The organism is Microbacterium atlanticum (genome assembly GCF_015277815.1).
GTDB lineage: Bacteria > Actinomycetota > Actinomycetes > Actinomycetales > Microbacteriaceae > Microbacterium > Microbacterium atlanticum.
The window spans coordinates 790,695-809,538 of the sequence record NZ_CP063813.1; the positions used below are offsets into that span (position 1 = coordinate 790,695).

The window sequence follows — 18,844 nt, forward strand, 5'->3', positions numbered from 1 at the left end:
TCGGTGACGTTCGACAGGCTCATTGCGGAGGTCGGCGCCTCACGGATCGTCGCCGTGGCGATCGCCTTCACCTCGGCAAGCGTTCGCCATCGGCGGGCGCGGAAGTCGGAGTCAGCACGATGAGGGGACTGTGCGCGATCATCTCGTCGACATCGTCTCTGCGCCATCGGCGTGCGGCAGCCTCGATGAGCGGCCGAGCTTCCTCGGGATCGGTGATCACCCGCGCCGTGGCGGGGATGTCCGCCTCGATGCCCTTCTTCAGAGGCACGATGACGTGGGGGTCGGCTGTGATGTTGTGTATCCAGTCCCTGGTGCGGTCTCGACGCGGCATCCCGGTGATGAACAGCACACCGTCCTCCTCGTGCAGGAAGATCTCGATGCGGCGGGGCAGCCCGCTACGGCGGCCGGTGGTGGTCAAATCGATGAGCTGACTTCGGTACAAGGCGGTGCTGACGTCGTTGTCCACACCCGTTGCAGCAATCTCGCTGCTGCTCGCATTCCCCACCATCAACTTGATCGCCGCGCCGCGCCGCGCCGCGCCGGTCGTCGAGCAGCGCGCATCGGCTCACTCAACGGCGATAGCGTTTGGGGGTGAACTTCTCCGCCGTGGCAATCTACATCGCAGCTCTCCTCCTGACTGGTGTCGCCATGGCGGTCTTCGGGACGCTGCTCCCGCTCGGCGGCGGGTCGACCGTCGCGCTCGTAGGCGCCGCCGCGATCGGCGCCGCCCTGGTTCTCATCGGCATCAGGATGATGAAGCCGGACGAGCGATAGCCGGTCCTCATGCGGTCAATGTTCTCCCCCTACAGTGGCAAGGTGGCTCGTCCGGCTCGCGGAATCCTGATTGCGATGGCAGTGATGGTCTTGGCCGGCTGTTCAAGCGGGGACGGGCGCGTGGGTGGGGCTGCTCCGCCAGTCGGCGAACCGGCGGAGGTGAGCCCTTCGGCAGCGACCGACACGGTCACCGATGTTCCCTCGGGCGAGCTCGTGGGGGCGTACATCGCCGCACAGCTCGAGCAGCCCACACTCGAAGAAGCGTGCGTGAAGGACGCAATCGGCTGGGCCTGCAACGTCAGCTCCATCGACCCGTTGAACGACACCGAGATGAGAGTAACGATCACCGAGCTGTCGCCGGGGGTCAAAGGGGTCGGCGTCGCGATGGCATTCCGGAACTTCGCCTCGACGGGCTCGGACGCGCCGATGCCGCACTTGGTCCGCGTGGTCGTCGTGAATGAAGTCGGAGAGGAAGTCGGCCGCACCGACCATTAGCGCCGGCCCGATGGGACCAGCCGGACCTCAGGGCGAGCCCGGACCCGCCGGACCGGCGGGCGCCCAGGGTGAGACCGGCCCCGCGGGTCCCCCCGGCGTCACAGGACCTCAGGGTGATCCTGGGCCGGCCGGACCGGCCGGTGCGCAAGGAGAGGTCGGACCCATCGGCCCTCCAGGTCCGATCGGCCCTGCCGGACCGGAAGGGAGCGGCGTCGATTCCCTTCAGGACTTGGTCGGACTTAGCTGCGGGCCCGGGGGAAGCGGTACCACCTCGTTGAGCACCGCCAGCGTCAGCCCGCAAGGAGTCACCACTGTCAACCTCACCTGCGTGCCGGCTCAGCTCAACGGGCTTCTGACAGTCCATGTCCGTCCGGGCGCAGGTGGACCGCTGGGCGTCGACCCGCCGACTGCCAGCGTCACCTTGACCGCGGCCGGTCTCGGTACTCAAACGTGCACGACTACCAGCGGTGGCGGCAGTGCCAGTTGCACGTTCGGATTCCCTGTCGGCACGATCGTTACCGTCACCGGCCAGAACCTGATATCGATCTCGGGCGACGTCTCCTGCACGCGCGACCAGATCGTCGCGGGCACCTGCCAGCTGACGATGGAGAGCAGCGGGGCTATCACCGCACAGGGACGGGACCTAGTCGGCTAGAGAGCGGCCCAGCGGTATCCACCAGTTCAGTGGCCCGGCAGCTGCGCGAGGAGTTCAGCGACTGAACTGTGAAGGCCGATGTGCGCGAACCGCCCAGGCACGTCTGTGGGCTGGGATGGACGCGACGGCGGGAGTCGAACCCGCAGCGCTGCCGGGTATGAACCGGAGCCCGGGACCGCCCGGACCGCCGCGATGACCCCACGCTAGGCGCGAATCGCACCCACCGCTCGTGAGTGTCAGAGCGTGTCGGACGGTGACGAGATGTGACGCGGCCGGCCGCGTGGCTCAGCACGCGGCGGTGGAGGCATCCGTCATCAGTGTCCGTCGTGGGTGACGATCGGCAGCACGGTGCCGTCGGCATCGAGGAGAGCCGCGCCCTGGCATGCACCCAACGCCGGTACGACGACCACCGTGACGACGGCGGCTGCCGCGACCAGGCTCCAGAGACTCGTCCGCCCGGACGGATGACGCCGGGCCCACACGATGCCGCACGCGACCACCACTCCGAGCGCGATGAGCAGGCCGATGGCGAAGACGCTCGCGCGCCCCGGCTCGGTCGCGAGCAACGTCAGCGCCGTAACCATCCCCGCCGACACGCCGGCGACTGCCCGCCGCGGCGCCAGCGTGCGACCCAGGGCGAGGCTGGCCGCGCCCCAGGCGAGCGCAGCCAGCCCCACCACGACAGAGATGACGCCGAGCACCCGCGACAGCGTGTCGGCCTGTGCCGCCACGGTCGCGGCGGCACCGAGCGCGACTGCAACCAGGCCGAAGCCCCACGCGGCGACCGGCACCCACGACGGGGCACGGGTGACCGCGCGCTCCGTCGCGGGTGCCTCGAGTCGCATGATCACGCGGTGGCGACGCGGGACGAGCGTTCGGCAGCGAGTCCGACGCCGAGCAGCACGAGGGCGCTGGCCAGGTGCAGGAAGTGGTCGGGCGCGTTCAGCGCGAGGATGTTCGCCGGCGTGCCGACGAGGAAGAAGCCGACCAGCCCGAGCAGCAGGTACGCGGCCCCCACGGTGATGTTCACGATCTTGGCGGGACGCGCGCCGCGCAGGCCGGCGGCGAGCAGCGCCGCGCCGATCAAGAGGTGCGCCACGTTGTGGAGCGGGTTCACCTCGAAGATGCCGAGCAGGAGCCCGCCCTCGGTGGCGACGAAGCCGACGCCCTGCGTGAACGCGAACCCGAGCAGGCCCACGAGAAGGTAGACGGCGCCGAAGACCGTGGCGACGATGCGGTTCGGTGAAGAGCCCATAGTGAGACCTCTCTGTTGTCAACGGCGATCTGCCGTGCTGTGAGAGGTCTTCGAGGCGGGCTCGGAATCGGATGGGATGCCGCGGCGGACGTCACCGGCCAGCCGGCCGAGTGCCGCGCTGACGTCGGGTCATACCGCCGGGACGGCGGGTGAGGTGATGCTAGATCTCGAAGTCGTCGACGGCGTCATCGTCGCGGTCGAGCATGGCCGGCGAAGCCTCGGATTCGATGCTGTCGTCGGGGTGCTCTGACTCGGCCGCGGTCGTGGTGTCGGGCTCAGGGCCGGGCTCTTGCGGGGGCAGGGTTGCGTCGGTCATGCCTCCAGTCCACGAGACGGCGTCGAACCGCGCAAACGGGTTGACGAGCTCGCCGGAGTCTGAGCGAGCCGCTCCGCGGGACGGGTCAGCCGGCCTTGCGGACCGTCCACACGTGCTCGCTCGGGTAGTCCCGCGCCCAGTCCGCGGTGATGCCCGACTTCGTGCCGACGGCGTCGGCCGGCGCCTGGATCTCGGCGAAGTCGACGACCTCGAACCCGGTCGAGCGGAAGAGCCGGATCCACGCCGAGAAGGGCAGCGAGAACTCGATGCCGCCCGGGTCGTCGGCGGCATCCCGCCAGTCGAGGCGGTGGTCGCCGAAGTAGGGACGCTCGAGCGTCCGCGGGATCGGGAACGAACCGTCGAGTGGCGAGCACACGCTCACGAGGTGGTGCGTGCCGAGGAACACGAGCGTCCCACCGGGTCGGAGCAGGCGGTGGGCCTCGGGGATCCACCGGTACGGGTCGGCCCAGATCGCCGCGCCGTACTCGCTGATCGCGAAGTCGAACGACTCGTCCGGCTTCGGCACCGCCTCGGCGTTGCCGTGAATGAGCTCCAGCGCGACGCCGTGCTGCTGCGCGAGGCGCTCGGCGGTGCGCAGCTGCTCGAGCGAGTTGTCGATGCCCGTGACCACCGCTCCGCGTCGGGCCATCCACGCCGACACGTACGCCGTGCCGCAGCCCAGCTCGATCGCCTGCAGTCCGGTCATGTCGTCGGGCAGCAGATGCAGCTCGCTCTCGGGAATGCCCCACGAGCCCCACGCCGGCTCGGCCTGGTTCCACGAGCGCTCACCCGCCTCGACCCACTCGTGGGCCATGCCGTCCCAGTACTCGCGGTTGACAGCGACATGCTCGGGGAGTTCGGCCACCCCGCGAGACTACCGCGGCGCTCCGGGCTCCGGTCAGCCCAGCGATCCCGCCTCGAGCGTGAAGCGCTGCGCGCGCAGCCGCGCCGCAAGGTGCTCGCCCATGGCGACCATCGGGGTCAGCACGCCGGCGCGGTCGCCGAGGTCGTCGAGGGCGAGGCTCAGCGCCGACTCGGCGAGCATGATGCCGGTTCCGCCGTAGCCGGGATCGTACGGCGCCGCGACGCGCGTGCGCACCGGCTCGCCTTCGACCGGGTAGACGTCGACGTCGAGGGCGAAGCGCCCGTGCTCGACCGCGTCGTCGCTCGGACCGCTTCCCGGCGACGGCAGCACCCGGTCGAGCAGTGCGCGCGTCGGCGCGAACGCCATCGCGCCGACGAGGGCCGCTGTTCCGACAGTGATCCCGCTCGCTCGCAGGAAGCCGCCGACGCCGCGCCCGGTCGCCACCACCTCGCGGTACTGCATCAGCTGCCCGTAGCTCCACCCGGTGAGGTAGTTGCTGCGCTGCACGATCTGCTGGTTGAAGCCGCCCATCACGAACGGCGCCTGCCATGTCCCGTGCTCCGCGCCCCAGCCCGTGCGGGCCCGGCTCGGCAGGCGCACCGACGGCCCGGGGGTGAGCGCGTAGGGGTTCGCGAGGAGGCGGCGGGCCGAGGCATCCGTTCTCGCCTCCTTCAGCTGCTGCCTCAGCGAGTCGATCGTGCCGCCGCTGATGCCGCCGCGCAGCGACCGCACCCTCAGCGTCGCCGCGACGATCGGCACGCCGCCGGCGGCTGCGTGGGCGAGGCCGAGCCCGAGGTCGGAGGGGATCGAGTCGAAGCCGCACGAGTGCACGATCTTGGCCCCGGTGCGCTCGGCGACCGCGTGGTTGCGCTCGATGCTGCGCGCGACGAAGATGCTCTCGCCCGTCAGGTCGGCGTACGACGTGCCGGCGCGGGCGCACGCCGCCGCGACGCGCGCGCCGTAGCGGAGGTACGGTCCGACGGTGGTGGCGATGACGGCAGCGGATGCCGCGACTCGGCCGACCGCGTCGTCATGGGTCGTGTCGACCTCGATCGCGGGCCAGTCGACGCCGAGCTCGCGCTTGACCTCGTTCAGGCGTGCGGTCGACCGGCCGGCGAGGGCGATCCGCACCCCCTCGGGCGCCGACCGCGCCAGGTGCCGAGCGGTGTACCTGCCGACGAATCCGGAGGCGCCGAGCAGGACGATGTCGTGGTCGCGGTCGTTCGGGGTCATAGAAGGGGAGCGTAGGGGTGGACGCGGTCGGGGCGACAGCGGCTTGCGCCGGGCGGATCACCGTTCTCGGCTCGTGGGCGCGTCGTCGAGGCGGACGCGCCCGCCGGCGAGGGGTGGTCAGCGCAGGGGCCGCTCGGGGCGGAAGCTCCAGCCGACCGCTTCGAGCGCGGCGGCGAGGCGGCGCGCGTGGAACGAGGCGACCTCGAGCGAGACCTCGGAGCAGACGTCGACCGCGAGCGGGGGAGGATCCGCGAACTTCGGGATCTCGACCTGCGCCCACGCATCGGCGCTCAGCCAGACCCGCGGGCGCACGGTGCCGGCACCCTCGACCTGACCGTCCGCGACGAAGGCGATCGTGTCGAACGCGTCGGGCTTCGTGATCGGCAGGTCGACGACCAGCGTCACGACGTGCAGCTCGCTCACACGTCGAGTCTGCGGCACGGCCGGGGGGTGAGGGTAGCCGTCACGGCGAACCGAAGAGCGTCGGATGCCGCGACCCGCACCTGCGAGCCCGAGGGGGGTCGCACCGGGTTAGGGTCGGCTGGTGGCCGAGGCATCCGATCACTGGCGCGACGCGGGCATCATCCTGGGCTGGAATCCGAGCCTGTGGGACGGGTGGCCCGGCACGTACGCGGGCGTCGTGGCGGGCGTGCAGTCCGGTCAGCCGTTCGTGACGCAGTGGTCGGTCGGAGCGCGCAAGGAGGTCGCACCCGGCACCGACGCATGGCTGCTGCGGCAGGGCGGGATGTACGGGCTGATCGGGCACGCCACGGTGCTGACGCAGCCGTACGAGGACGTGCACTTCGCCGATCCGCGACGCACGGCGAGCTTCGTCGACGTCGCGTTCGACGAGCTCGTGGCCGAAGGAGACCGGGTGCCGCGAGACGTGCTCGAGGTGGTCGTCCCCGAGGTGGCGTGGCGGTTCCAGTTCCGCTCGGGCAACCGCATCGCGCCCGAGCCGAACCGGCGGCTGCGCGGCCTGTGGCGGGAGGCGATGTCAGGGCTCGCGTGAGCCGCAGGGGGGTCCCGCAGCTAGGTCTCCCGCGCGTCGAGCTGCCGCAGGGCATCGCGGGCGCGCGCGAGTCGGTCCTCGACGGTCAGGTCCCACCACGGTTCACCGCGCTCGCCGAGGCCGTGCTTGGCGAGGTTCACCCGGCGACGGGCGTCGGCGACGGCATTCGCATCCTCGTCCTTCTTGGCGACGCGGACGGCCGAGCGTCCTCGGCCGAGGTGAGAAGTGAGCGCCGCGACGACGTCGGCGGGCAGCGCGGGATCGGTGCGCCGCCAGCGCCGGCCGTCGATGACGAGCCAGCGTTCGTCGTCGGCTGCGCCCTCGCTCCCGGCAGCCGTGGTCACGGGGTTCCGAAGCGGTCGACGAGGCGGATCAGCGTCGGCAGGCCGCGGGACGTCGCCCGGTCGCCGGTGAGGCGCTCGAGCAGGGGAGTGGCGTTGCCCTGTCCGTCGACGTCGTTGCGGACGAGCGCCCAGCCCGGCCCGGCGTCGACGATCGCGCACTGCGCCCGCGTTTCGAGGGCGAGCGCGTCGGGGTGGCTGTTGTCCACCGTGCCGCCGCGGTGGAGGGTGAACTCGTGCCGCCGTGGCTCCGGCGTCGCCCGGTGCTGGTCGACGATCGCGACGAGGTCGGCGAACGGGATCCACAGGGCGTCGCGGTCGTGGTCGGACCGGGCGGCGATCGCTTCTGCCGCGCTCACGACGGTCTCTGCGGGATCGTCGGACTCGAAGAGGACCGTGCCGTTGCTCTGGAACATCGTGATGTCGGGGCATCCGGCATCGGCGAAGCCGTCCACGATGTCGGCCGTCGACGGGTGACCGCGCTGACCCTGGTTCACGTTCCGCAGGAAGGCGACGCAGCGCATGAAGCGAGCGTATGCCTCACCCGCAGCGAGTGCTCAGGTCCAGGGCAGGCGCGTCGACTCGACGATGTAGATCCCGATTGCGACGATCAGCGCCCCGGCCGCCAGGGCGCCCATCATCCACGCGAGACGGCGGTTCGTGCTCTTGCGATCGCAACGACCGCCAGCACGGAAGAGCGGATGCCGCCGGCCGCTGTCGGCGCCGGCTCAGCGCTCCGCGGCGAGCTGCTGCGTGCCGATCACCGACAGCAGCTGCAGCCGCTCGTAGCTCTCGGTGCCGGGCGTGGCCGTGAGCACGAGGAGGGTCTGGCGCGGTGTGCCCGGCGAGCCGGAACAGGTGGTCGCGCTCGTCGAGCGTGAGTCGCAGCCCGCGGGCGATCGCGGCGAGCATCTGCTCCGACGGTTGCGGCCCGCGGGCCTGCTCGAGCCGGCTGTAGTAGTCGGTCGACATGTCGCACAGCGCGGCGACCTCCTCGCGCCGGAGCCCCGCGGTGCGACGCCGCGACCCGCGCCGCAGCCCGACGTCCTCGGGCTGCAGCGCCTCGCGGCGCCGGCGCAGGAAGTCGGCCAGCTGAGCTCTGTCCATCACCCGAGTCTGGGGCATCCGTCATTCCTCATCCAGGGACCGGGGATCCCACCGTCGGCGAGGTCACGCCGCGACGTGCACGCCGGTGAGCTGCTCCGAGAGCTCCCACACGCGCCGGCCATCGGTCTCGCTCTGCAGTCGCGAATAGAGCGGCTGCTCGGCCGGCAGGCCGCCCAGGTGACGGAAGCCCTGCGGCCCGTAGAGGTGCCCGCCCCGCGCTTCGAGGCTCGTCGCCGCGTACACCGCCGACAGCGCCGCCGACGAGGGCGTGCCCACGAGGATGCCGCGCCGCGACATCGCCCGGATCACCTTCACCGCCGTCGTGTCGCGGGGCCGGCCCATGCCGGGCTGGGCGGAGAGCAGGTTCGTCGGCGTGATGCCGGGGTGCGAGAGGGTGCTGCGGATGCCCCAGCCCGCGGCATCCGATCTCCTCTGCAGCTCCTTCGCGAAGAGGCCGAATGCGATCTTCGACGAGCTGTACGCCTTCATCGGGTCGTAGTCGCGCTCCCAGTTCAGGTCGCTCCAGTTGACGGCGCCCTGATCGGCGGCGACGCTCACCTGGCTCGTGACGTGCGCCTTCGCCTCGATGAGGAGGGGCATCAGCCGCGCGACGAGCGCGAAGTGGCCGAGGTGGTTCGTTGCGAGCTGCAGCTCGAACCCGTCTTCGGTGACCTGGCGGGCCGGCGGGTTCATGACGCCGGCGTTCAGGATCAGCAGATCGATGGGGGCGCCTTCGGCGGTCAGCGTCTCGGAGAGCGCCGCGACCGAGTCGAGGGAGGCGAGGTCGAGGGCGAGCACGCGGATGCCAGCACCCGGAGTTCGCTCCCGGATGAGCGCCGCCGCGACCTCGCCCTTCTGCTGGTTGCGGACGGGCATCAGGATGTCGGCGCCGGCGCGCGCCAGGCGTGCGGCGATCTCGAGGCCGACGCCGTCGCTCGCGCCGGTGACGAGGGCGAGCTTTCCGGTGAGGTCGGGGACGGGGATATCGAGTGGCTTGGGCATGGGGCGGCTCCTTCTGTCTGTGGCTGCCTCCATGCTCGGCGGACTGCGGAAGGGGATTCAGGGCGCGGTCATCCGGGGACTGCGGGTCCCTGGCTGGGGATCGGTGGGCCGGCCTGCGGCGGGAGCGCGGGTGGTGCGGCGCCGAGCCCGGCGGTCGGGGACCCGCTCAGCGCAGCGCGTCGGCCTTGGCCCGCAGCACCTTCTGCTGCGCGGCGTTCGCGGTGAGTGCGGCGGCGGTCAGCAGCTCGGACCGCGCCTCGTCCACGCGCCCGAGCTGCGCCAGCAGCTCGCCGCGGACGCTCGGCACCAGGTGCGAGCCGCGCAGGGCGCCCGACGCCTCCAGCTGGTCGACGATGGGCAGCGCGTCGGCGGGACCGGAAGCCATCGACACTGCCACCGCACGATTGAGCTCGACGATCGGGCTCGGGGCGATGCGGCCGAGCACCTCGTAGTGCAGCACGATGCGGTTCCAGTCCGTCTCCTCGACGCTCGGGGCCACCGCGTGACACTGCGCGATCGCCGCCTGCAGCGCGTACGGACCTCGACCGATGCCGCGGGCGGCGGCTGCGGCATCCGCTTTCTTCAGCACCTCGCCGGCACGGAGGATCTGCCCGCGGTCCCAGCGGGATCGGTCCTGGTCGGCCAGCAGCACGGGCTCGCCGGTGCGCGACTCGCGGGCCGCGAAGCGTGAGCGCTGGAACTCCATGAGTGCGACGAGCGCCAGCGGCTCGGGCTCTCGGGGGAGGAGCTCCGCGACGATGCGGCCGAGGCGCAGCGCCTCGTCGGCGAGGTCCGGGCGCACCCACCGGTCCCCGGCGGTGGCGGCGTAGCCCTCGGTGAAGACGAGGTAGACGACGCCGAGGACGGCCGAGAGGCGGTCCTTCCACTCCGCGGGGTCGGGCGTCTCGAACGGCACACGGGCGGCGGCGAGCGACTTCTTGGCCCGGGTGATGCGCGCCTGCACCGTCGGAACGGTGGTCAGCAGCATCCGCGCGATCTCCTCCGTGGTGAGGGCGGCGACCACGCGAAGGGTCAGCGCGACCTGCGACTCGCGCGAGAGCGCGGGGTGGCACGCGGTGAAGACGAGGCGCATGACATCGTCGTCGATCGGCCGCCACTCGTCGTCGGTCGCCTCGTCGAGCGTGTGCGCGATCGCCGCGTAGCGTTCGTCGAGCCGCTCGCGCCGCCGCCACGCGTCGATGACGCGACGCTTCGCCACCGCGGTGAGCCACGCTCCGGGGTTCGAGGGGAGGCCGTCCCTGGGCCAGGCCCCGAGGGCTTCGACGAGCGCCTCCTGGGCGACATCCTCGGCGAGGCCGAGGTCGCCGGTCATCTTGGCGACGGATGCCACGATCCGAAGTCCCTCGATGCGCCAGACGGCCTCGACCGTTCGCCGGGTGTCATCCATGGTGGTGCGGCTTCTCGACGAGGGTCATTCGGTGCCGAGCTCGGCCCGCCAGCCCTTCTCCTTCTCGAGGTACTCGTTGCCCTCGAAGCCCGCGAAGTCGGTCTCGTCGGTGACGCGCCGTACCTCGAGCTTGTTGCCGGGCGTCAGCGGTGCGCGCTTGGCCCACTCGATCGCCTCCTCGGCGGTGGAGGTCTGGATGATCCAGAACCCGTTGAACAGCTCGTGCACCTCGCCGTAAGGGCCGTCGCTCACGATCGGGGTCTCGCCCGCGAAGTCGACGACGTAGCCGGCCTCCTGTGCGAGGCCCTCGCCGGCGACGAGGACGCCCGCCGTCATCATGGACTCGTTGTACGCGCCCATCGCGTTGATGATCGCCTCGAAGTCCATGTTCGCGTAGTCCTCGACGGCCTGCTGGGTCGCCCGCATGATCAGCATGTGCTTCATTTCCCACTCCTTGTTCGGATGCTTCGAGGTGACCGTTCGTCCCTCTCACTATCGCGTCGAACGAGCGGCGGAGGAATCGACATCGATCAGAGAAGATTTTTCCGGGGCGGTCGGCGTCGGTCGTCCGGTCACCGCCCGGACGCGGCATCCGCCTGCCAGGCGCGCAGGTGCTCGACGACGAACGCGTGGTCCTCGGCCTGCGGGAGGCCCGAGACGCCGACCGTGCCGACCACCCCGACGCCCTCGATCGTGATCGGGAACACGCCGCCGTGCGCGGCGTACTGCGTCGTGTCGAGGCGCCCGTCGGTGTCGAAGTCCCTGCCGGCGACCCGGAACGACAGGCCGACCCCGAACGACGACCGGCCGTAGCGGCGGGCGACGCGCGTCTTGCGGTCGAGCCATCCGTCGTTGTCGGCGCTGGAGCCGGGCAGCGCGGTGTGGAACACCCGCGCCTCGCCGAGTGTGATCCCGATGACGATCGGCAGCCGCCGGTCCGCGGCGGCCTCGCGCATGCGGGTGCCGAGGGTCCAGGCATCCGTCACATCGAAGCGGGGGAGCACCACGTCGGCCTCCTCAGCCTCGACGCGGGCGAGCTGGGCGGCGATGTCGTCGGTCATGCGTCGAACCTACCGGGGAGGGGTTTGGGCGGGTTGCAGCGATGCGTGGCGTGGCCGGGCTGGAGGGCTGGCGTGGCTGGGCCGGTCTGGATGCCGGTTCCTCCCCAGGTGAGCTGTTCTGCGGCGTGTCGCGGCTTATCAACAGAATGCCGTTCGACCTGCGGTTTTGGACGCGGGAATGTCGGAACCCCTCACCAGAATCGAGGGTATGGACTTCCCGCTGGCCGACCTCGACGGCGCTGCTGAAGCGCTCGTCGCGCTGGTCGGTCCGGCGCTCCACGCCGAGGCTCAGCGGGGTCTGTCGCACCGCGAGCTGGTCGAAGCCCTGCAGGCCATCGAGCGGCTGGGGCGGGTGACGGATGCCGCACGCCTGGCGTTGGCCGGTGAGGTGGGGCGTCGCGCCGACTCCGAGTTCGGGGAAGACAGCATCACGGCGGTCTTCGGGTGCGGCTTCGCGGCAGAACTGATGGAGCGCGCGACCAGGGTCTCGCCGGCGACGGCGCGGTCGCGCCTGCGCGACGCGAAGGCGATCACGGGGCGGGTGACACTCACCGGGCAGACCCGGCCGGCACCGCTCGAGCACGCCCGCGTGGCGCTGGTGTCCGGACGACTCGGGGCCGACGCGCTCACCACGATCGTCGACGCGTTGCGGCCGTTGCAGGGGCGCTGCTCGCGCGACGAACTCGAGGCCGCCGAGTCGGAGCTCGTCGCTGCCGCGGTCGGTGACGGCGGTGAGCCGGCGTGCGGGATCCACGAGCTGAAGGTGATGGCGACGACCTGGGCGCTGTACCTCGACCCGGACGGCACGCTGCCGGATGAGCAGTACGCCGAGCGGATGCGCGGTATCCGGATCAGCCGGCGCTCGCGGCGCGGTCTGCGGCGGATCTCCGGCGACGTGACCGAAGACGTCGCGGCGCAGTTCGACCGACTCGTCGACGCGCACCTCAACCCGCGCGCCCAGGACCGTCTGCCGCGATTCACCGACGCGGACAGCGCCGGTGCCTCGGACGAAGCTGTGTGCGACCCGCGCACCGTCGACCAGAAGCGGCACGACGCGTTCGCGTCGATCCTCGTCGCCGCGGCCGGCGCCGCCGAGACCCCGACGCTGGGTGGGGCGGCGCCGACGCTGATCGTCACGACGACCGAAGACGACCTGACCCGGCCGAACGGCGTGGCGTTCGTCGAGAGCGCGGGCGGCCCGGTTCCTGTCTCGACGTCGTTCGCCCGGCACGTCGGCTGTCACGGCACCGTGCACCGGCTCACGCTCGCGCGAAACGGGGCGATCAAGGCGCTGCGCATCGAGGACCGCGTGTTCAACCACTGGCAGCGCAAGGCGATCGGCGCCCGCGACGGCGGCTGCATCATCCCCGGCTGCACCGTCCCCGCCGCGTGGTGCGAGGTGCATCACGTGACCGACTGGGCCCGGGGCGGACCGACCGCCGTCGACAACGGCGTGCTGCTCTGCTGGCATCACCACCGCGGCATCGAAAGCAGCGGGTGGGAGATCCGCATGGTCGACGGCATGCCACAGGTGCGACCACCCGGGTGGATCGATCCGCAGCGCCGATGGCGAGAACCGAATCGACTCCTGCTGAACGAACTGCGGCGCGCGAGGTCGGCGTGAGCGGTGGTGGTGCCCCAGCCGTTACGGTGGGTGGGATGCGGACCCTCCCCCTGGCTCTGGTGCTCGTCGCAGCCGCCATGACGCTCGGCGCGTGCACCGCGGAGGCGCCGGCGCCGACCCCCACCGCGACCACGACGTCCAGTCCGTCCGCGACGTCGACCGAGGCGTCGGCGACGGAGGAGGGCGAGGAGCCGGTCGCCCCGCGCGCGGACGACGCGCCGCCCACCGTGTGCGTGGATGCGGTCGGCCAGGGCGGAACGGTCGACGAGGGTGGAGCGGCGATCGCTGCGGCGGCGGCGAACGCCGCGCTGCCGACCGCGGTGGTGCTCGCACCGGGGGTCGATGTCGTCGCGTCCGCCACGCGTGCGGGCCTCTTCGACGTCACCGCCGACGTCTGCAGCCAGCCGCTGCCGCGCAGTGCGCTGATCGCCGTGGCGAACGAGGTCGCCCTCGCGATCGCGGCCGACCCTTCGAGTGCGCAGGTCGGCGACCTTGTCGTCACCGGGTGGGTTCCGGCCGACGACGGCACGCTCGAGGAGAGCCTCAGCGTGCGCACCGACCTCCCAGCCCACACATGGCAGCGCGGTTCCGCCCGGCCGCTGTCGAGCAACTGGGAGTGACGCGCCGCGGAAGCCCGAGAGCAGACCTACCCGCGCAGCTGCCGCTCCCGCTCACGCGACCGCTCGGCCGGCACCGGCGGTGGCGGAGCGTCCAGCGCACGCAGCATCCGCTCCAGCGTCTCGCGCAGCTCGTCGCGCGCGGGCGACGCGAGGTCGGTCGTGTACTCGATGCCGGCGGGGATCCACGACAGGCCATACATCGTCTCGCGGAAGTCGGCGCCGCCGACGGGCCACCGCGTCCGGCCGTCGCCCTCGTCCGAGGCGCCCTGACCCCACTGGCCGAACAGCTCCCGCATGGTGTCGAGTGGGAGGTCCATCACGGCATCCGCCTCGACGGCCTGCCGCACCCACGACCGGGCGACGAAGATGAACTCCTCGATCTGCTCCGGCGTCAGGGGCTTCGGCTCGAACAGCACCCTCGTGTGCTCGACCGCGGCGAGCCGGTCGACGCGGAAGGTGCGCCAGTCGTCCTTGTCGAGGTCCCAGCACAGCAGATACCAGTGCCGGTCCGCGGGTGCGAGGGCGTGCGGCTCCGCCCGGCGCTTCGTGACCTCCCCGGACGCGGCGGTGTACGTGAACCGCACGCGCTCGTGATCGCGCGTGGCGAGCGCCAGCTCGCCGAGCACCTCGCCCGAGACGGCGGCGCCGGAGTTCATCCCGGCCGGCTGCACCGCCTCGGCCAGGGCGGTCACACGCCGCCGAAGGGGAGCGGGAAGCACCTGCTCCAGCTTCGCGAGCGCCGTGATGGTCGTCTCGGCTCCGCTGACGAGCCGCTGGGATGCCGCGACCCGCAGCCCGATCGCCATGGCCACCGCCTCCTCATCGGTGAGCAGCAGCGGCGGCACCGCGCTCCCCGCCTCGAGCCGGTAGCCGCCGGCGGCACCCGGCGTGGACTCGATGCGGTAGCCGAGCTCGCGCAGCCGCTCGACATCGCGGCGCACCGTGCGCTCGGTCACGCCGAGCCGGTCGGCCAGCTCCGACCCCGGCCAATGCCGGTGGGTCTGCAGCAGATTGAGCAGCGAGAGGGCTCTCGACGTCGTATCGGACATGCGAAAAGAATCTCATGCATCGCGGACCGGATCTGTCCGCATTGCCCTCTAGCTTCGGGTGCATGGCGAACGAATCGATCATCCAAGCGCAGGGGCTGACCAAGCGCTTCACCGTGAAAGGCAAGACCGTCGAGGCCGTGACCGACCTCACCTTCGACGTCGCGCGGGGCGAGCTCGTGGCGTTCCTCGGGCCCAACGGCGCGGGCAAGTCCACGAGCCTGCGCATGCTCACGACCCTCATCCCGCCGACGTCCGGAACGGCGCAGGTCGTCGGGTTCGACATCCTCCAGCGGCCCGCCGACGTGCGCGCGCGCATCGGATACGTCGGGCAGCTCACCAGCGGCAGCTTCTCGCAGCGCGCCCGCGACGAGCTCCTCAGCCAGGGCGCCTTCTACGGCATGTCGAAGGCCGCGGCCCGCGCACGGGCCGACGAGCTCATCGAGTCGCTCGACCTGACCGCGTTCGCGACGCGGTCGGTGCAGCAGCTGTCGGGCGGGCAGAAGCGGCGCCTGGACGTCGCGCTCGGACTCATGCACGCGCCGCCGCTCATCTTCCTCGACGAGCCGTCGACGGGCCTGGATCCCCAGAGCCGTGCGAACCTGTGGCAGCACATCATCGACCTGCGCGCGCAGTACGGCACGACCGTCTTCCTCACCACGCACTACCTCGAAGAGGCGGACCGCTACGCCGAGCGCGTCATGGTGATGGACAAGGGCCGTGTCATCGCCGATGACACCGCGGCGCGCCTGAAGGCCGAGCTCGCCGGCGACCTGCTGACGTTCGGCTTCGCCTCGGAGACGGATGCCGCCGCCGCCGTCGCCGTCGTGCAGCGACTCGCCGAGCGCGAGGTTCAGCGGGTCGGGCCATCCGTCACCCTCACCGCGCTCGGCGGCGACGCCCTGCTGCCGTCCGCGGTGCGCGAGCTCGACGCCGCCGGCCTCACGGTCCAGACCGCGACGGGCGTGCCGCCCACTCTCGATGACGTGTTCCTCGCGCTGACCGGCCGCACGCTCCGTGAGGCGGGCGAGGGCGAGGCCGAGCCCGAAGAGGCCGCAGAGACCGCAGAGGCGACGGATGCCGCGGCTGCAACCGCCGGCGCGCCGGCCGAGAAGACAGGAGTGAGCCGATGACCACCGAGATGCAGACCCGCCCCGACACCGCGGTGCGCGCGAACGCGGCGCGCGACACGTGGAACGTGCTCACGCGCGAGCTGAAGCCCGTCGTGCGCGACCCGTTCACGCTGATCTTCAGCCTGGTGCAGCCGCTGGTGTTCCTGGGGCTGTTCGCGCCGCTGCTGGTGGGCTCGTCGGGCGCGCCGGTGGGGGAGACCCTGCAGTGGTTCGTGCCCGGTGTGCTCGTCATGATTGTGCTGTTCGGCACCGGGGCGACCGGGTCGAACCTGCAGTACGAGATGATGACCGGCTCCCACGAGCGCACGCTCGTCGCGCCGCTCGCGCGGTCGTCGCTGCTGGTGGGCCGCGCGCTCAAGGAGATCGCGCCGATCGTGGTGCAGGCGCTCATCATCGTGCTCATCGCGTGGCCGTTCGGGTTCACCATCAACGTGCCGGGTCTCGTCATCGGCCTGTTGCTGCTCGCGGTGTTCGGCGTCGGCCTCGGCGCGCTGTCGTACACTCTCGCCCTCAAGACCAAGGACCGCGAATGGCTCTTCTGGGGCGTGCAGCAGACGCTGATCTTCCCGCTGCTGATCCTGTCGGGCATGCTGCTGCCGCTCGACGAGGGTCCAGCGTGGATGCGGGCGGTGGCCACGGTGAACCCGATCAACTGGGTCGTGCAGGCCGAGCGGGCGCTGTTCGCCGGCGACCTCGGCGCGACCGAGGTGCTGTGGGGCTGGATTGCGGCGATCGTGCTGGCCATCGTCGGGCTGGCGGTCGGCATCCGCGCGATGCGCAGGAGCAGCTGACCCGAACAGCGGGTGCCCCGAACCGGCGTGGCCGGTCCGGGGCATCCCACGCCTTCGGGCGTCTCAGAGGACGGGCGCGGGCACGGACGACTCTGTGTGCGCGACGGCGACGCGATCGCCGCCGGCCATCTTCGCCTCGTACATGGCGTGATCGGCCGCGCGGATGAGCTGGTCCATGACGGGGGCGCCGTCGTTGCCGACCGTGACCACGCCGACACTCGCGGTGATCGAGAGGCCCGGGGGCAGGTCGGGGTACGGCTCGGCCACCGCGGCGCGGATGCGGTCGGCCAGCGCCGCGGCGTCATCCGGGTCGTCGACCGTGGCCACCGCGATGAACTCGTCGCCGCCGAACCGGCCGAGCACATCGGACTCCCGGATGACGCCCCGCACCCGCTGGCCGATCTCGCGCAGCAGCGCGTCGCCGGCGGCGTGGCCGAGCAGGTCGTTCACGGCCTTGAAGCCGTCGAGGTCGATGAAGATGACGGTGAGTGCACGGTAGCCGTGCATCAGCGTGCGCGTGACGTCCTCCTCGATCAGCCGCCGGTTGGGCAGCCCGGTCACCTCGTCGTGCATCGCCGCGCGGCGGAGCGTCTCTTCCAGGCGGATCCTCGCGATCGCCTGCGCCGCCTGGTTGGACAGCGCTTCGGCCAGCGGGACGGCCTCCTCGTCGAACTCGCGGGGATGGTCGAAGTAGCAGATCATCGATCCGACCGCGTCGCCGTGGGAGCGCATCGGCGACGCGATCGCCGCGTGAACCCCGGCGGCGCGGAAGATGTCGCTCATGCCGGCACCGGGAACGTGGCGGTCCGCCTCCTCGGCGGAGCGCACGATCAGCACCTCGCCGGCCAGGACGGTCACCGTTCCCGTCGGCTGCAGACCGCGCGGCCAATGCGCGGCGAGCGGATTCACGCCGGCCGCGTGCACGAGTCCGTCTCCGCCGCTGATGTGCACGCTGACGGCGCTCGCGGCGAAGGCCCGCCGGGCGACATCGACCAGGAGCTCGGCCGCGTCCATCTCGGTGCGGACGTTGCCGAAGCCGACCGCCGCGTTGAGGAGGATCTGGAGGCGCTGGCGGCCCCGCTCGGTCTTCGCCTCCGCGCCGCGGAAACCCAGGTTGAACGCGGACCGCGTCGAGACGTCGTACACCGCGAGGCGCTCGGCGCCCCCCTCGTCCTCGCCGAGCGAGCCGACGACGACGGGTCGCACGACGCCCGACACTGCGTGCAGCGTGGCGTCGGTGGGGCGCTGCCCGTCCGCTCCCGCCAGGGGCATCCGCAGCGTCAGCAGCGCTTCGAGCGGCCGTCCGATCACGTCATCCCGGTCGCAGTTGAGCCACTCGAGCAGCCGCGGGTTGGCATCGAGGATCCTGGCGTCCCGGTCCACGGCGATGAGCCCGCACGTTGCGAGGCCTAGCACGGAGTGCTCGAGCCGGAAGAGGTCGACAGGTTGCGGCATCCGATCAGAGCGGTGCTGCTGAACATGGCGGCCTCCTGTCTTCCGTGCGGTCTGGCGCCCAGTGGCGGGCTGGGGGCGACGTATCGTCGAACTCCACCCAGCCTAGACGATATTTCGCAAACTTAGATAACTTTCCTAGATGTTAGCAATCTGAGCTATTCTGGTGAGAGACGGGGCTGAGGGAGAAGGGCGGCATGGCGAGGGACACGGCGGGGCTCACCCTGGGGCAGGCGCTGCGCCAGTACCTGGACGCGCGCAACGCGGCGATGGTGGCCGCGCGCGCCACCCTCGGCATCAGCGACATCGACGCCCGGGCCCTGCTGTTCATCGTGGGCAATCCCGGAACGCGCCCCACCGCCCTGCGCGAGTATCTGGGGATCACCTCCGCGGGTGTGACGACGCTCATCGACCGGCTCGTGGACCGCTCCCTCGTACGGCGCGACGTCGACCCCGACGACCGGCGGGTCAACCGCATCACCGCGACGATCGACATCGGCGAAGATCCGTGGTCGGTCCTCAACCGGTTCGACGATGACTTCGAGATCGCCGTTGCCGCCGCCGATGAGACGCGGGTCGGGGATTCGGCCGCCCTGCTCGCGTCACTCGTCGAGGCGACGGTCAGCACGCGCCACTGACGGGCGCCGCGCATCG

24 protein-coding genes, 1 tRNA gene and 1 pseudogene are annotated in these 18,844 nt (G+C 71.5%); 9 read left to right on the forward strand and 17 right to left on the reverse strand.

The genetic code is table 11. From position 1 onward, the window contains the following. Positions 1-67 precede the first annotated feature (67 nt). Positions 68-508, reverse strand: coding sequence for a nitroreductase family deazaflavin-dependent oxidoreductase (locus IR212_RS03440; protein ID WP_194397600.1), 441 nt, complete (start codon positions 506-508; stop codon positions 68-70). Between the two features lie 83 nt (positions 509-591). On the opposite strand from IR212_RS03440, the gene IR212_RS03445 reads away from it, so the two are divergent. The 3 genes from IR212_RS03445 to IR212_RS17045 all read left to right on the forward strand — a co-directional run bounded on the left by IR212_RS03445 (position 592) and on the right by IR212_RS17045 (position 1,924). Next, positions 592-774, forward strand: a complete 183-nt coding sequence (locus tag IR212_RS03445) for a hypothetical protein (protein ID WP_194398757.1) — start codon at positions 592-594, stop codon at positions 772-774. A gap of 75 nt (positions 775-849) precedes the next feature. After that, positions 850-1,269 (forward strand): hypothetical protein, encoded by a 420-nt coding sequence (locus IR212_RS03450; RefSeq protein ID WP_194397601.1) that lies wholly within the window; start codon positions 850-852, stop codon positions 1,267-1,269. Positions 1,270-1,543: 274 nt separating this feature from the next. Then, complete coding sequence (locus IR212_RS17045; RefSeq protein WP_228479464.1) at positions 1,544-1,924, forward strand: hypothetical protein; 381 nt, start codon at positions 1,544-1,546, stop codon at positions 1,922-1,924. 116 nt (positions 1,925-2,040) lie between these two features. Here IR212_RS17045 and IR212_RS03460 read toward each other — a convergent pair. The 7 genes from IR212_RS03460 to IR212_RS03490 form a co-directional block, all read right to left on the reverse strand. Then, positions 2,041-2,116: transfer RNA gene (locus IR212_RS03460), tRNA-Met, on the reverse strand. A 122-nt stretch (positions 2,117-2,238) separates the two neighbouring features. Next, positions 2,239-2,769 (reverse strand): hypothetical protein, encoded by a 531-nt coding sequence (locus IR212_RS03465; protein ID WP_194397603.1) that lies wholly within the window; start codon positions 2,767-2,769, stop codon positions 2,239-2,241. Between the two features lie 2 nt (positions 2,770-2,771). Beyond that, positions 2,772-3,179 (reverse strand): DUF4383 domain-containing protein, encoded by a 408-nt coding sequence (locus IR212_RS03470; protein ID WP_194397604.1) that lies wholly within the window; start codon positions 3,177-3,179, stop codon positions 2,772-2,774. Positions 3,180-3,339: 160 nt separating this feature from the next. Then, positions 3,340-3,495, reverse strand: coding sequence for a hypothetical protein (locus IR212_RS03475; RefSeq protein ID WP_194397605.1), 156 nt, complete (start codon positions 3,493-3,495; stop codon positions 3,340-3,342). A gap of 85 nt (positions 3,496-3,580) precedes the next feature. Further along, entirely contained in the window at positions 3,581-4,360 is a 780-nt protein-coding gene (locus IR212_RS03480) for a class I SAM-dependent methyltransferase (protein WP_228479465.1), read from the reverse strand. A 33-nt stretch (positions 4,361-4,393) separates the two neighbouring features. Beyond that, positions 4,394-5,593, reverse strand: a complete 1,200-nt coding sequence (locus tag IR212_RS03485) for a saccharopine dehydrogenase family protein (RefSeq protein WP_194397606.1) — start codon at positions 5,591-5,593, stop codon at positions 4,394-4,396. A gap of 117 nt (positions 5,594-5,710) precedes the next feature. Beyond that, positions 5,711-6,016: a hypothetical protein gene (locus tag IR212_RS03490; protein ID WP_228479466.1), complete on the reverse strand. Its 306-nt coding sequence runs from the start codon at positions 6,014-6,016 to the stop codon at positions 5,711-5,713. A 121-nt stretch (positions 6,017-6,137) separates the two neighbouring features. Between IR212_RS03490 and IR212_RS03495 the strand changes: the two genes are divergently transcribed. Beyond that, the gene (locus tag IR212_RS03495; protein WP_194397608.1) at positions 6,138-6,605 is read left to right on the forward strand and encodes a hypothetical protein; all 468 of its coding nucleotides are present in this window, start codon (positions 6,138-6,140) and stop codon (positions 6,603-6,605) included. 20 nt (positions 6,606-6,625) lie between these two features. On the opposite strand, the gene IR212_RS03500 is transcribed toward IR212_RS03495, so the two are convergent. From IR212_RS03500 to IR212_RS03530, 7 genes and pseudogenes are all read right to left on the reverse strand, one after another. Then, positions 6,626-6,949, reverse strand: coding sequence for a biopolymer transporter Tol (locus tag IR212_RS03500; RefSeq protein ID WP_194397609.1), 324 nt, complete (start codon positions 6,947-6,949; stop codon positions 6,626-6,628). Further along, on the reverse strand, positions 6,946-7,470 hold the full coding sequence (locus tag IR212_RS03505) for a DUF1697 domain-containing protein (RefSeq protein ID WP_194397610.1): 525 nt from the start codon (positions 7,468-7,470) through the stop codon (positions 6,946-6,948). The genes IR212_RS03500 and IR212_RS03505 overlap by 4 nt, the downstream gene beginning before the upstream one ends. Before the next feature lie 301 nt (positions 7,471-7,771). Beyond that, positions 7,772-8,053 (reverse strand): annotated as a pseudogene (locus IR212_RS03510) (helix-turn-helix domain-containing protein); the annotation flags it as partial. A gap of 63 nt (positions 8,054-8,116) precedes the next feature. Further along, the gene (locus IR212_RS03515; protein WP_194397611.1) at positions 8,117-9,055 is read right to left on the reverse strand and encodes an SDR family oxidoreductase; all 939 of its coding nucleotides are present in this window, start codon (positions 9,053-9,055) and stop codon (positions 8,117-8,119) included. 166 nt (positions 9,056-9,221) lie between these two features. After that, the gene (locus tag IR212_RS03520; RefSeq protein ID WP_194397612.1) at positions 9,222-10,463 is read right to left on the reverse strand and encodes an RNA polymerase sigma factor; all 1,242 of its coding nucleotides are present in this window, start codon (positions 10,461-10,463) and stop codon (positions 9,222-9,224) included. Positions 10,464-10,487: 24 nt separating this feature from the next. Further along, positions 10,488-10,907, reverse strand: a complete 420-nt coding sequence (locus tag IR212_RS03525) for a YciI family protein (RefSeq protein WP_194397613.1) — start codon at positions 10,905-10,907, stop codon at positions 10,488-10,490. A 128-nt stretch (positions 10,908-11,035) separates the two neighbouring features. Beyond that, positions 11,036-11,524 carry a heme-degrading domain-containing protein gene (locus tag IR212_RS03530; RefSeq protein WP_194397614.1) on the reverse strand — a complete coding sequence of 163 codons (489 nt, stop codon included), beginning with the start codon at positions 11,522-11,524 and terminating at the stop codon, positions 11,036-11,038. Between the two features lie 208 nt (positions 11,525-11,732). Between IR212_RS03530 and IR212_RS03535 the strand changes: the two genes are divergently transcribed. Together IR212_RS03535 and IR212_RS03540 are read left to right on the forward strand one after the other, a co-directional pair. Beyond that, complete coding sequence (locus tag IR212_RS03535) at positions 11,733-13,148, forward strand: HNH endonuclease signature motif containing protein (protein WP_194397615.1); 1,416 nt, start codon at positions 11,733-11,735, stop codon at positions 13,146-13,148. Positions 13,149-13,183: 35 nt separating this feature from the next. Beyond that, positions 13,184-13,768 carry a hypothetical protein gene (locus tag IR212_RS03540; RefSeq protein ID WP_194397616.1) on the forward strand — a complete coding sequence of 195 codons (585 nt, stop codon included), beginning with the start codon at positions 13,184-13,186 and terminating at the stop codon, positions 13,766-13,768. A gap of 26 nt (positions 13,769-13,794) precedes the next feature. On the opposite strand, the gene IR212_RS03545 is transcribed toward IR212_RS03540, so the two are convergent. Beyond that, the gene (locus tag IR212_RS03545) at positions 13,795-14,817 is read right to left on the reverse strand and encodes a helix-turn-helix transcriptional regulator (RefSeq protein WP_194397617.1); all 1,023 of its coding nucleotides are present in this window, start codon (positions 14,815-14,817) and stop codon (positions 13,795-13,797) included. 62 nt (positions 14,818-14,879) lie between these two features. Between IR212_RS03545 and IR212_RS03550 the strand changes: the two genes are divergently transcribed. Together IR212_RS03550 and IR212_RS03555 are read left to right on the forward strand one after the other, a co-directional pair. Then, the gene (locus tag IR212_RS03550; RefSeq protein WP_194397618.1) at positions 14,880-15,947 is read left to right on the forward strand and encodes an ABC transporter ATP-binding protein; all 1,068 of its coding nucleotides are present in this window, start codon (positions 14,880-14,882) and stop codon (positions 15,945-15,947) included. Next, a complete protein-coding gene (locus IR212_RS03555) occupies positions 15,944-16,738 on the forward strand; it encodes an ABC transporter permease (protein WP_228479467.1) in 795 nt (264 codons plus the stop codon). The genes IR212_RS03550 and IR212_RS03555 overlap by 4 nt, the downstream gene beginning before the upstream one ends. Positions 16,739-16,801: 63 nt before the next feature. Here the strand turns inward: IR212_RS03555 and IR212_RS03560 are convergent, their stop codons facing one another. Continuing rightward, positions 16,802-18,193, reverse strand: coding sequence for a sensor domain-containing protein (locus tag IR212_RS03560; protein ID WP_194397619.1), 1,392 nt, complete (start codon positions 18,191-18,193; stop codon positions 16,802-16,804). Positions 18,194-18,387: 194 nt separating this feature from the next. Here IR212_RS03560 and IR212_RS03565 point away from each other — a divergent pair, with 194 nt between their 5' ends. Beyond that, positions 18,388-18,828 (forward strand): MarR family transcriptional regulator, encoded by a 441-nt coding sequence (locus IR212_RS03565; protein WP_194397620.1) that lies wholly within the window; start codon positions 18,388-18,390, stop codon positions 18,826-18,828. Positions 18,829-18,844: the final 16 nt, after the last annotated feature.